The following is a 13675-nucleotide window of genomic DNA, read 5'->3' as shown; positions in this document are numbered from 1 at the left end:
AATATCTTCTCCTAACGTTCTTGATAATTTTAATCTAGTAGTAATTAGGATAACTCTAATAGAGTCTATTGAACAATTAAAAGGACTGGAACTGAATTCTTTAGAATTCGTTGTCCCAGCCCTCAAAATTGAAAAGAGCTGAGAAACACTTCATTTAGAGCGCCTTCTCAGCTCAGTCAGCTTATGCAAATTTGCGATATAGCTTTGTATAATATTAATTCATCCAATACTCTTTAAATTATTCACGACTTTCATCGCTATTATCTTTTTTATCTTCACTTTCATCTTCGTCTTTACCGAATGTTGGTCTATTATTGATGAACTCATATTTAAGTACAACCCAAACTAGTTGATGATTGTCCATTTCAGACACAATCCAACGATCATATTGCGTATCGATATGATCTTCAACTTGTAAATTAGTGTTGTGGGCTTGGAGCCAACCACCTATTGTATCAATGTCTTCTGAATCTTCAAATTCAATGTTGAATTTTTCATTGAGGTCATCAAGAAGGACACGTCCATTAATCTGATACGTATCTTCACCAAGTTTAACGATATCATTTACTTCATCATCATCAAACTCATCACGTATTTCACCGACAATTTCTTCAAGAATATCTTCCATTGTTAAAATACCAGCTGTACCACCGTACTCATCAATAATTAAACTGATATGTACGTGTTCACGTTGCATTCTAACTAACGCATCACTAATGGGAGTTGTCTCTGAAATCATCGGTAATTCATGGATATAATTATTGATTTTGATAGGTTTTCCAGAAGCATACTCTGTTAAGAATTCTTTAACGTTAATGAAACCTTTAATATGGTCTTTGTCTCCATCCTCAGTAATGGGGTAACGTGTAAATTGATGTTCTTTAATCGTCTCTAATAATTCGTCAACATTAAATGGTTCATTTAAAGTCACCATCTGAGTACGTGGTACCATGATATCTTTTGCATGTCTCTCATCAAATGAAAAGATATTTTGCATATAGTTTAATTCTGTTTGATTGATTTCTCCACCATTATAACTGTTGTTAATAATGATCTTAATTTCCTCTTCTGACATAGCATCAGTTTGAGCGTCTGGATCAACACCCAACATTCTAATTATCACACGTGCTGAACCATTCATTAACCAAATCAAAGGTTTCATTATATTACCGAAATAGTACAATGGTCTAGCGTAAGTTAGGGCTAATTTTTCTGTATGTTGAATTGCTATAGATTTCGGTGCTAATTCACCTAATACTACGTGTAAGTAAGTCACTACGATGAATGAAATTACAAATGAGATTGTTGTAGTTAATGCATCAGGTAACTGTAATAAGTTAAATAGAGGATGCAACAATTTTTCAAATGTTGGTTCCCCTAACCAACCTAATCCTAATGAAGTAACTGTAATACCTAATTGACAGGCTGATAAATAATAGTCCAGATTCGCAATCATCTTTTTGACAATTTTAGCGCTACGATTACCTTCTTCAGCTAATTGTTCAATACGCGTTGAACGTACTTTAACTAATGCAAATTCTGAACCTACGAATACTGTTGTTAATGCTATTAATAGAAAAAATATTACTAAATTTATTATGGTCACTGTATCCAATTAATTCCCTATTCCTAGGGATTCACCTCCAAATAAATGTGTCCCATATGGGTAACACGAATTTAATTCGTAATGTGCTTTGACGATATAAAAACATGTTAAGGCCTTCCCATTGCGACACCCCCGAAAAAATGTATTACTTTTATTTTATCATATATTAATTACCAATAGTTGATTGTAACGCTTTTGATTAAAAAGTTACAACTTATCATTAAAAACTAATATTGCGTAATAGTCAAGAGAGGACTACACTAAAGCGCTTGGAAGTCACAAAGCATAAATTCTTTATCACTAAAACGCTTTGCTTCCTATGAAATACTCTCATATGTCTACCCATTTTTACATATTTTAATGACTCTATATCAATTTGAAATGATAATGTTTTATTATCACTGTAATTTATGACTAAGACAAAAATGAAGCAAGACATAATTCATAATAAATTCATTATCTTGTCTTAATCTTGATAATATAGACTCCTCGTCTAGTTATGAAGAATAAATTAAAGTATTAAAAAAATCTCTCGCCCAATTATTAGGGCAAGAGATTTTTATTTCTATTCATCCATAGCTTTTGAAGCTTCAATTTCGTTTTTAGTTACTTTTGGTTTCAATAAACCATACATAATTGCTGAAACAAGTGTACCTACAATTAAAGCAATTAATGTTTGTAAGATATGACTAAAGTCAGTCGCTGCAATAACAATGATACCACCGTGTGGTGCATTGATTCTTGAACCTAATGCTAATGCAATTGCACCACCTACACCTGAACCTACCATCATTGATGGGATCACACGTAATGGGTCAGCTGCAGCAAATGGAATTGCACCCTCAGTGATGAATGATAAGCCCATAACATAGTTTGGCACGATAGAACCACGTTGTTCTTTAGTGAATTTACGTTTAAAGAATATCATTGCTGTTGCGATTGCTAATGGTGGAATCATACCGCCTACCATTGCTGCAGTAATTGGTGTGGCATTTCCTTCTGTCAATGCTGCTGTAGCGAATACATATGCTGCTTTGTTAAATGGTCCACCCATATCGATAGCCATCATTGCACCGATAACTAAACCAAGTAATACAATATTTGAACCTGATAAGCTATTTAATCCATTTAATAATAAGTTATTTAACCATGCTGCTGGCGGGTTAAATGCATAAATCATTAATAAACCAGTGATAGTTACACTTAATAGTGGATAAATTAACGTTGGTTTTAAACCTTCAACTGCTTGTGGTAAGCCACGTGTAATATATTTAATACCTTGTGTTAAGTAACCTGCTAAGAAACCTGCAATAATACCACCAATAAATCCAGAACCACCAGAAATTGCTAACATACCGCCAACTAAACCAGCTGCGAAACCTGGTTTATCTGCAATACTACGAGCGATGAAACCTGATAAGATTGGAATGATTAAGGCAAAGGCACTCTTATTACCTATATTCCATAATTGTTCTGCAAAAGCGTTGTGCTCAGAGCTTTTAGGGTCAAATGAGTTAGCCCCGAATAAGAATACAATAGCCATCAAGATACCACCAGCAATTACTAAAGGTAGCATATTTGATACACCGTTCATTAAGTGTTTATAGAACGCTTTACCAAAGCTTTGTTTCTCATTACTATCACTATCTGCAGATTTAGAGTTACCACCACGTGCTACAAATGGTTTACGACTTGTATCAAGTGCTGTGTTAATAAGTTCTTCTGGTCGTTTGATACCATCAGCAACTGGTACTTCAACTACGTTTTTACCGTCGAAACGATCTGTTTCAACATGAACATCTGCAGCTACGATAACACCTGTCGCACGTTCGATGTCTTGTTGAGTTAAATGGTTTTTAATACCGCCTGAACCATTTGTTTCAACTTTCATTTTAACGCCCATTTTATCGGCTTGTTTTTTCAATGCATCGCGAGCCATATAAGTATGTGCGATACCTGTAGGACATGCTGTAACAGCTATACATAAGGCTCATTAGTATCTGTCGTATTTGCAGAACCACTTGTCGCACCAGCGGTCGCTGCCTCTTGTTCTTGTGCTTCTTTTTCCTCTTCTTTAGTTGCTTCATCATCCGCATTATCAATAATTTGAAGCACTTCTTCAGGAGAGTTAGCATGTAGTAAGCTTTCTCTCACTTTATCATCCATTAAAATACCAGATAATTTAGCTAGTGCATCTAAGTGTGTTTGTGCGCCACCTTCTGGAGCAGCAATCATAAAGAATAAATGTGCTGGTTGACCGTCTAAACTTTGGTAATCCACACCTTCCTTAGATTTACCAAAAGCAATGGCTGGAGATTTTACTGCTGCTACTTTTGCATGAGGAATAGCAATTCCTTCTCCAATACCTGTTGTACTTTGTGATTCACGATTATGGATTGCTTCTTTAAATTGAACAATATCACTTAACTTGCCAGCTTTATCTAATTGATTCACTAATTTATCAATGACACCATTTTTATCAGACGCTGATAAATCCATAGCAATTGTATCTTTTGTTAGTAATTCTGTTATTCTCATTAATTTCACTCCCCATCAAGTACTGTAATAGTAACCTGTGATTTAATTTTTTCTATATCTTCTATTGTCGCTAAATCTTCAGTAAATGCCGTTGCTGTCCCAGAAGAAACAGCTTGTTGAAATGCATCTTCAAGTGATAATCCAGATTCAAGACCTGCCACCATACCAGCAACAGTGCTATCTCCTGAACCAACCGTATTAACAACTTGTCCTTTAGGATTTTGAGCTTTTATACTACGTGCTTTATCTATATAAATTGCACCATCTCCACCTAAAGATATAATGACTGATTGTGCACCTTCTTTTAAGATTTCACGACCATACTTAACAACATCTTGGTCACTCTCAACAGTCATATCAAACATTTCTTCTAATTCATCTTTATTAGGTTTAATAAATAATGGTTGATATTTTAGCACTGTGTTAACTAAATCTTTTTCAGCATCAACCACCAATTTTGCACCTGTGCTTTGAGTTATTTCTGCAATTTGAGCATACGCATCACTTGGAATACTCTTAGGTACACTACCAGCAACAATGACTGTATCTTCCTTTGTTGTCTGTTTAATTTGATTTAATAATGCTAGGAATTGGTCATCAGTAATAGACGGTCCAGGTGCATTAATTTCAGTTTCGTCACCAGATTTAAGTTTTACATTAATACGTGTATCACCATCAACTTTAATAAAGTTCGTTTTAATTTGACTTTCTTCTAATGTCTGAGCAATAAATTCTCCAGGAAAACCTCCAGCAAATCCTAATGCTGTAGATGGTACACCTAGTGTTTTTAAAACACGAGATACATTGATACCTTTTCCACCTGCAAATTTATAAGTAGATGTCGCTCTATTTAACCCTTTTATTTCAAATCCATTAGTAAACATAATGTAGTCAATAGATGGATTGAATGTTACTGTATAAATCATGGTTACCCTCCTATAAACACATACTTCTCTTTATATTGTTCAAAATATGAAAGTGCTATTGTTTGCTTTGAAACCACCATTTCAACATGGTTTTGACTAATTGGCACATGTGCAAAATAAACTTCATCTATTTTTGAATGATCAAGTAAAACATATGATTGATTTGCTTGTTCCATGGCCTTCTCTTTTATTAGTGCCTCTTTTTCATCTGGCGTCGTAAGACCATATTTTAAATCTAAACCATTCATTCCTAAAAAAGCCTTATCAAAACAATAACGACTCAAGGTATCAAGTGCACTAGCACCTACTGTGGCAAATGTTGTTTCTTTAACCTGTCCACCTATCATCAAAGTTTTGATGCCTTGGTTAAGTAACTTTTCAACATGTGTTAACCCATTTGTAACCACTACAATATTTTGTGCTTTAATGAATGGAATCATTTCAATCGTTGATGAACCAGCATCCATAAAAATGCAGTCATTATCTTCGATGAGTTTTGCAGCAAATTGACCAATCACTCTTTTTTCTTTTAAATTTTGCGACAATTTATCCGACAGAATTGGTTCATTATTTCTATTACTATTTAATGTTGCTCCTCCATGAACTCTTTGAAGTCGACCTTGTTGTTGCAATTTCGATAAATCTCTTCTAACAGTTGAAGCGCTGCAACCTGTTCGCTCTATTAATTCTTGGAGTGTGAGAAAATCTTTTTTCCTTAATTCCTGAAGTATTAAGTCATGTCTTTTTTCAGAAATCATGTAACCACCCCGCTTCAACTCACATTATAATGTGTACGCTTACACTTTTCAATCACAAATTGTCAAAATCAATCAAAAACATTCATTTCGGTTTAAAAATTAACAGATATTACACAATTTGTCATCCCATTTGTAATATCTGTCACTATATTGCTATTTTTGAGTAATGTCTTCTACTTGTGCATTTGTCATTGAAACAAGATCTTCAAGTTGTAACACAATTTGAATTCCTCGTTGTCCACCACTCACGATAATTTTTTCGCGTAAAGAAGCAGATTGATCAATTGTAGTTGGAAATAAATGTTTCATACCTACTGGAGAACAACCACCTCGTATATAACCTGTTACTTGTTTCAAATTATCTAATGGCATTAGCTGTAATTTCTTTTCATTAACGACACTTGCCGCTGCTTTCATATCTAATGACTCACTGACTGGAACTACAAATACGAAATGATCATGTTCAGCATTTTCTAATACAAGTGTTTTAAAAACATCATGGACATTTTCACCGACTAATTCTGCAACGCGTTCACCATCCATATGCCCATCTTCCAATTCAAATGTTTTGACTTCATAATCTATTTTGGCTCTGTCTAACATACGCATCGCATTTGTTTTCTTATGTTTCATACACGTTCACCTCAAATTCATCTTTAATTATAATCTTACTACGCTTTCTATGAAAAATAAAAAGAGCGCTCTTCTCTATTATAAGAAAAGGCGCGCTCATTGTGCGTTATTAGATAAGGCTTCTATTTTACCCGTTTTATTTACTGCAATATTACTACTTTGTGATTGATGGTTTGGATTCAATTGATACGTAATATCTTGATTCGTTTCACCACTACGTTCTAAATTGACCACTTTACCATATTGATGATTCGTATAATTTTGAGCAATTATTCTACATTCTTCAGAAGAATATTCATGCTTATTACTATTTGCATTGTCATGGGAAGTGGAATCTATTTTATTATAGTGTGTTTCCATTTTGCGTTCATCGGAATTTTTCTCTGATGCTTTAGCTGTGTGACTTGTAGTAATATCTAACATTTTTTCAGTTGCAGAGACACTACTCATCTTTGAAAATGTAGAAATTGTCTGATGCACTTTAGCTAAGGCATTTTGGTTTGTAGCTATAAATAATAAGAAAGCTAGACATAACGATAAAATTACAGCCACCATACCTAAAAGTATGTTTTTTAAATTCATCTCCTTACCCACATTTCTCTCTAAATTTTTATTTATCTTAACATATATAGAGAGTAAAAATAATTATGTAGACTGCAATTTAAAATAACTGTAATCTTTGTAATACTTCTATTAATAATCGACGCTATATTGTTACAATTTAACAACATAAATTTAAAAACAAGCAATGACATCGTCAATTTTTCAATTAAAAACGAATGATGTCATTGCCTATTTCATTTAATATTCATATTATCTCTTACTTATCTATTCTATGGTCTTTACTTCGTTGTGTGTTTTCGACGTCTCGTTGCTTGCAGTGCTTTTTCAACAAAAATAATCACGATACCGAACAACATAACTATGATTGCCATATATAAAGGAAATTCCACGTTAACATCAAATAAAGCGCCTGCTACTAATGGACCTACAAAGTTCCCCATACTAGTAAATGTGGAGTTTAATCCACCCGCAAAACCTTGACGATTACCTGCAATGTTAGAGAAGTAGTTCGTAAGTGCTGGACGAATCAAATCGAATCCAATGAACACGATAAAACTAATAAACATGATCGTCCAATAACTATGCGACAAGATTAATAAACCAAGTACAATCGCTGAATAGAGTAATGACCAGATAATAAAGGTTAATTCAGTCATGTATTTCATAAATTTGTCGAAGAAAAAGACTTGGAATACCGCTCCTGCTACGCCACCACCAACAATTGCGATTGAAATATCACGTGGTGTATAGTTGGCTTTCTCAGATGTATAAAGTGAGAATAATGTTTCAAATGCTGATAGACCAAATGCCAGTACTAATGTCAAAATAATTGGCGTAATAAATACTTTCCAGTTAATTTTTGTAAATACTTCCGGTTCGATTGAATGGAATCCTTCAGTTGTTTCTTTGCGTGGATTATGAATTAATAATAAAGACATGATAAATGCTAATACACCTAAAGTTCCCGCAAAGTAAAATGGAGCTCGATGAGAGAATTCCGCTAAAAATCCGCCAATCCCTGGACCTAGAATAAAGCCTGAATTGATAATAGCTGACATGTACCCAAAGTTCTTGGCTTTGTCTTTAGCTCGTGAAATATCTGCAATCATACCAGTTACACCAGGCATTACCATTCCTGCACTAAAACCACCTAATATACGAGAAGCGATTAATACAGGAAAATGATGACCGATAGCGAATAGAAACTCCGATATGGCAAATAGAACTAGACCAATGCAAATAATTAATTTTTTTTCAAGTTTATCAGCCATCGTACCACCGAATGGTGAAATAATCATTTGAGATAAGGCAAACACTGCTACCAATATGCCTAAGTCGCTACCTTTTAGACCTAAATCTTTCAAGTAAACGGGGAGTACAGGTATTACCAATCCGATACCTACAAAGATTAAGAAAATATTGAAGTACAATGTAAATAATTGTTTTTTCATGATGACACCTCATTTCATTTTTTGTTTGGTAAATTTCATCATTTCATTGAAGATCAATTTTAATCACGTTTCTGATTAAATATAAATGAGCTACGTCTAATAACATAGTTGAAAATTACATAATATTAGGACATTGTATACTATTTAACTTCTATATTACAATAGTAAGATTTAAATTCTAAGCAATAAAACTTACTGGCTAGTATAATGTAGGTAACTTATCAAATTGAGGTGACGATGATGAAATATAATAAAGATGGTCAAACGTTTCTTTTAGTGCTAGACAAAGGCGAAGATATTGTAGAAGTCCTAACACAATTTGCTGTGGAGCAAGAAATGAAATTCGGTTCAGTTAGTGGTATAGGCGCATGTGACAACGTAACGTTGAATTTTTACAATTTAGACACTCAAAAATATGAAGCACGTGAAGTTAATGAAGCTTTAGAACTAACAAGTTTACTTGGCAATATTTCACATATTGATGATAAACCATTTGCGCATTTACATGGAACATTCGGAACACATGATTTCCAAACATTGAGTGGTCATTTAACGAAAGCTATTGTATCAGCTACGGCTGAAATAGTAATTCAAATGACTAACTTAGATGTTAATCGTACACATGATGAAGAAACTGGATTGAACTTATTAAGACCTTAATGCAATTATATAAATTAAATTAGCCCATAGATGACATATTTAGATATGCATATATGGGTTATTATATGTATTCCTCATTTATTACATTAAAATAGCGTTTTATATCTTTAAATTTCTTTTGACTAGATAAACATAATGCTTAAATATTTGATTACCATTTAGGTAACCTTTATTATTAATCATTGACTAACTAAAATAAACTCTTATTTTTTCAAAGAAAGTAGTGTATAACATGACTTCGCGTTATATTGCCAGAATATATTTCATAATACTTTTCACATTCTCACTATTTGAAACACGTGTTTTTAATTTTATGAGTTTAAACCTCTTTTTAGCTTATATACCATTTGAGTTATGTTTACTATTAAGATTATTTAAGCCAAGAAAAAAATATGAATGGCCACTATTTTTAATATTTGGTTTAATTTTTGTATTGCTAGTGCCTAATACGTTTTATATGCTAACGGATTTAATTCATTTAAATCAATTTACATTTGATTTTTATGTTCAATTAAATATTATGGAATGGCTGTATTTTACTTACCTATTATTGGGCGTCTTTTTAGCAATGTATTGTATGATTCTTATATTTATAAATTTGATGCATTTCACTTCAAACTTATGGCTAAATCGTACCCTAATTGTAGTTCTTATGTTCTTAAATGGTTTGGGCATTTATATGGGTCGTTTTTTGAGATTCCATACTGTTCATTTGATCACTGAACCTTTCACTATTATTCATCAGGTGATTGCATATTTAAATACACAATCCATAACATTTATTTTACTTATGGTATTACTACAAACCGTAATCATTATATTCGTGAAAGGAGTGAGAGTGGCAAAATGATTTGGCACATTTTGATTCTTCTAATCATTATTATTGCTTTACAACTCATTATTGGACATTTCTTTCATAAAAATGGTTTTAGTATGACACATAGTATTATCCTTATGTTATTACCACTTGGTATTGGTTTGTATCTCGTTCAAATTTTTTATTATGAACGCCGTTATCCTAAATGGGAAGTGCCATTAAATGTCAAACTACGATTAAAATATATGTATTTGGTTACTTTCTTAGAATACATAGCCGTATATATATGCTTATTTGCCTTAAAATAACACTCAAAACCTTGGTGAAAGTAAGTGTTCACACATTTACGTAAGTAGTTCTAATATAGATAATGAAACGTAGTTGAGTGCGGGGGCCCAACAAAGAGAATTTCTTAAAGAAATTCCACGAGCTAAGCAAGCTGGGGTGCGGGGCCCCAGCAAAGAGATTTTCAACAAGAAAATCTACAAGCTAAGTAAGCTGGGGTGTAATAAATTTTGGAAAATATTATTTCTGCCCCACTCCCTTCTAACAAAAGTAAATTGGAGTGGGGCAGCATTTAATTTGATTGCTATCTCACTCCAATTATTTTTTATATTTGTTTAAATACTGACATAACATGATCTCTTGCTTCTTTATGATCGACTAGTGGTTTTGGATAATCCTGACCTAGTTTAATACCTTCTTGTTCTAACTCCGCTTCATGTTTAATAGGTTCATGTAATAATTTAGGAGTAACATCATTTAACTGTGGCATAAACGTTTTAATGTATAAAGCATCTTTATCAAATCGTTCACTCTGACGACTTGGATTAAACATTCTAAAGTAAGGAACAGCATCTGTTCCTGTAGATGCAGACCATTGCCAACCATGTACATTTGATGCGGAATCAAAATCGATTAATTTTCTTCTAAAATAATCCTCACCCCAAGTCCAATCAATGAACAAATCTTTCGTTAAAAACTGTGAAACAACCATTCTCATACGATTATGCATAAATCCAGTTTAATTTAGTTCAGTCATTGCTGCGTCAACTATTGGAAAACCAGTATGTCCTTCACACCAACTTTTAAATTCATCCTTATTATACTCCCATTTAATATCACGATATTTTTCATTAAATGCCTCATGAGCTGTGTTTGGATATTGTGTCATTAACACATAATAGAACTCTCTGAACATCAATTCTCGTATAAACTGTTCAATATTATGTTCGTCCTCTTCATAACGCTCTAACAATTGAGTAACAATTTGTTTAATGTCTATTATGCCATAAGCTAAAATGATACTTAACTGACTCGTTAAGACTTCAGGCAAATATTCACGATTGGTTTCATAATTTTGTATGTCTTGTTCTATGTAATCATTCCATTTTTTAATTGCTTTTGATTCTGAAAGACCAAACTTCGAATAATCTTGGTTTAACTTTTGCTGAGATTTCACGAATAAATCGGACAAGCCTTTTAATTTATAGGCATAAGAGTCATGCTTTCTTAGTTTGGAACGATGTGCCTTATAAAAGCTGGTAAACACTTTGTATGGTTCCCCTTGTTTGTTCATCGTAGCGCTTGGTTTGAAATAGTGATTGGCACACACTGTGGTAACTGTAATATTTTGCTTGTTAAAAGCCTTTTTTAAATGACGAATATCATAACTTTCTTGATGATAACTCATAATATCGCCAGCAACAATAACTTCACTGATAGATTTATCCTCACAAAAACCTCCTAAATCACTATAGTCTAACAAGAAGGGTTCAATATCATACTGTCTTAAGTCATTTAGAAATGATTGCATTACACCAAAATAATAATTTGCTTTCATGTCTGTGTCATCTTCTTCGAATATTTCCTGTGGAATAATGAGGTAGCATTTCTCAATATCCTCTTTATTTTGATGAATATATTCAAATAAAGGATTATTATTAATTCGGAAAACGCGATTTAGTATTACACCTATAGTCATCATTTCACTCCTGTTATTAAAGGTTCATTAACTTTACCCTTTTTCCAATAATTAAAATCAGAAACTTTATGTTTCGACCTAATGGAAAACCAAAGTCTTTAAACCAATCCTAACCATTTCCAATACGTCAAACTAAATATAATCACTAAGATATAGGCAATAACCGTTAATGGTACACCTGTCTTTAGGAAGTCTTTAACTGTGAATGTACCCGTACCATAAGCAAGCATGTTTTGTGGTGCGCTAACGGGTAATAAGAAACCAAAGCTAATTACAAATTGTTGAATTAGAACAAATCCAATCGATTGATCACCTAAATGTAATGTAGCTGTAAGTGATATAAATACTGGTATAAGCGCCGAAGATAAACTTGTTGCACTCGCAAACCCAAGATGAATCAAGATATTAAATAGTGTTATAAGAGCAATAGTAGCTATGAGTGGCATATGTTGTAACCCCATAAGTCCGAAGGTTTGGTCACTCAGCCACTGTGCAGCGCCTGTTTTTAATAGTACATTCCCTAGTGAAATCCCTACTCCAAATACTATAATTGTTCCCCAAGGTATTGTTTTTTCTACACCTTTCCATGTAATAACACCAACTTTAGGTGTTAACATAATTGCCAAAGCAATTAAAGTAATGGACGCAGAGTCTATAGGATGTAGAATCTTTTCAGTAGACCAGAAGAAAAGTAATAACACAGATATAATTATCAGACGCCATTCTCTAAAAGAGACTGGTCCTAATTTATCTAATTCTTCTTTGATCAATTCTTTACCGCCTTCAATTTCTTTATGTTCAGGTGGCATCACTTTCATCATGATAAAGAATAATGCGATTGACATAAGGATAGACCATGGTGCAGCATATAAGAACCATTCTCCCCATGACACATCGTGTCCTAAGTTCTGATTAATAAAATTAGTAGCTACAATATTTTGAGCAGCCGCTGTTTTTATACCAATGTTCCAAATCGAAACGGCCTGGACTGCTGTAATAATTAAAAGTGATGCAAGTTTACTTTCTTTTGATACTTTGAATGCGGCAATCATACCTAATAAGATTGGTACAACTGCACCCGCTCTTGCAGTTGCTGAAGGAACAAAGAAAGCTAGTAAAATTGAAACTAAGATTGCACCGATAACAATATTACGTGTTTTATTACCTACAATTGATAGCACTAGTAAAGCCAAACGTTTATGTAATTGCGTCTCTTGCATCGCTGCTGCCAAAAATAATGCCGCTGCTACTAATGCAACCGCAGATGTCGAAAATCCACTAAAGGCATGCGTTAATGCATTTCCCGTGCCTAACCAATCTGCGCCAGATAATATTTTATCTCCCTCTTTTGGATTACCTAGTTTTTCTGACAGTTGTTGGACTGGACTAAATCCACAAATTAAAATGATTAAACCTAAAATCATTGTTGCTGATACTGGATACGTCACAGCTTCGGTTACCCACATAATAACGGCAAACGCTAAGATGGCAAGTGTTCCTTTTGCCATTATTGGTAACCCTGCTGGTGTTGGTAATAACAAGATAATTAATAAAACGGCAAAGCTTATAATAATCCAAAATGGCTTATAACCACTTTTACTCTTTTTTTCCTTTTTATTTTTTAAAAGGTTGTTATTCTCCTGTGTAGCCTGCACTTTTTCCATAGTTACCACTCCCTTAATTCGTCAAATTCAGTATATCAAGAAAGCGCTTCAACGATGATAGAATGTGACAAAAT

Annotated in this window: 10 protein-coding genes and 2 pseudogenes; 3 read left to right on the top strand and 9 right to left on the bottom strand. The window is 33.4% G+C overall.

Going from position 1 to position 13675, the window contains the following annotated elements; all coding sequences use genetic code 11:
* Positions 1-238: 238 nt before the first annotated feature.
* The 7 genes and pseudogenes from HMPREF2737_RS06290 to norA all read right to left on the bottom strand — a co-directional run bounded on the left by HMPREF2737_RS06290 (position 239) and on the right by norA (position 8476).
* Complete coding sequence (locus HMPREF2737_RS06290) at positions 239-1615, bottom strand: hemolysin family protein (RefSeq protein WP_037548454.1); 1377 nt, start codon at positions 1613-1615, stop codon at positions 239-241.
* Positions 1616-2171: 556 nt separating this feature from the next.
* A pseudogene (locus HMPREF2737_RS06285) lies at positions 2172-4144 on the bottom strand (fructose-specific PTS transporter subunit EIIC).
* Between the two features lie 5 nt (positions 4145-4149).
* Complete coding sequence (gene pfkB, locus HMPREF2737_RS06280; RefSeq protein ID WP_037548451.1) at positions 4150-5070, bottom strand: 1-phosphofructokinase; 921 nt, start codon at positions 5068-5070, stop codon at positions 4150-4152.
* A gap of 2 nt (positions 5071-5072) precedes the next feature.
* Positions 5073-5828 carry a DeoR/GlpR family DNA-binding transcription regulator gene (locus HMPREF2737_RS06275; protein ID WP_037548447.1) on the bottom strand — a complete coding sequence of 252 codons (756 nt, stop codon included), beginning with the start codon at positions 5826-5828 and terminating at the stop codon, positions 5073-5075.
* A 153-nt stretch (positions 5829-5981) separates the two neighbouring features.
* Positions 5982-6461, bottom strand: a complete 480-nt coding sequence (gene ybaK, locus HMPREF2737_RS06270) for a Cys-tRNA(Pro) deacylase (protein WP_037548444.1) — start codon at positions 6459-6461, stop codon at positions 5982-5984.
* Positions 6462-6557: 96 nt separating this feature from the next.
* Positions 6558-7043, bottom strand: a complete 486-nt coding sequence (locus tag HMPREF2737_RS06265) for a hypothetical protein (protein ID WP_037548440.1) — start codon at positions 7041-7043, stop codon at positions 6558-6560.
* A gap of 260 nt (positions 7044-7303) precedes the next feature.
* Positions 7304-8476, bottom strand: coding sequence for a multidrug efflux MFS transporter NorA (gene norA, locus HMPREF2737_RS06260; protein ID WP_037548437.1), 1173 nt, complete (start codon positions 8474-8476; stop codon positions 7304-7306).
* A 240-nt stretch (positions 8477-8716) separates the two neighbouring features.
* Here norA and HMPREF2737_RS06255 point away from each other — a divergent pair, with 240 nt between their 5' ends.
* From HMPREF2737_RS06255 to HMPREF2737_RS06245, 3 genes are all read left to right on the top strand, one after another.
* The gene (locus HMPREF2737_RS06255; protein ID WP_037548434.1) at positions 8717-9136 is read left to right on the top strand and encodes a PPC domain-containing DNA-binding protein; all 420 of its coding nucleotides are present in this window, start codon (positions 8717-8719) and stop codon (positions 9134-9136) included.
* Between the two features lie 232 nt (positions 9137-9368).
* A complete protein-coding gene (locus tag HMPREF2737_RS06250; protein ID WP_037548429.1) occupies positions 9369-9986 on the top strand; it encodes a DUF1361 domain-containing protein in 618 nt (205 codons plus the stop codon).
* Entirely contained in the window at positions 9983-10261 is a 279-nt protein-coding gene (locus HMPREF2737_RS06245) for a hypothetical protein (protein ID WP_037548425.1), read from the top strand. Before HMPREF2737_RS06250 ends, HMPREF2737_RS06245 begins: the two co-directional genes overlap by 4 nt.
* A 302-nt stretch (positions 10262-10563) precedes the next feature.
* On the opposite strand, the pseudogene HMPREF2737_RS06235 reads toward HMPREF2737_RS06245, so the two are convergent.
* A pseudogene (locus HMPREF2737_RS06235) lies at positions 10564-11937 on the bottom strand (deoxyribodipyrimidine photo-lyase).
* Between the two features lie 98 nt (positions 11938-12035).
* On the bottom strand, positions 12036-13601 hold the full coding sequence (locus HMPREF2737_RS06230) for an SLC13 family permease (RefSeq protein WP_037548415.1): 1566 nt from the start codon (positions 13599-13601) through the stop codon (positions 12036-12038).
* Positions 13602-13675 lie beyond the last annotated feature (74 nt).

Source organism: Staphylococcus sp. HMSC069D12 (genome assembly GCF_001810405.1).
Taxonomy (GTDB): Bacteria; Bacillota; Bacilli; order Staphylococcales; family Staphylococcaceae; genus Staphylococcus; species Staphylococcus haemolyticus.
The sequence above is the reverse complement of the archived record's forward strand: the minus strand, read 5'-3'. Positions and strand labels throughout refer to the sequence as shown.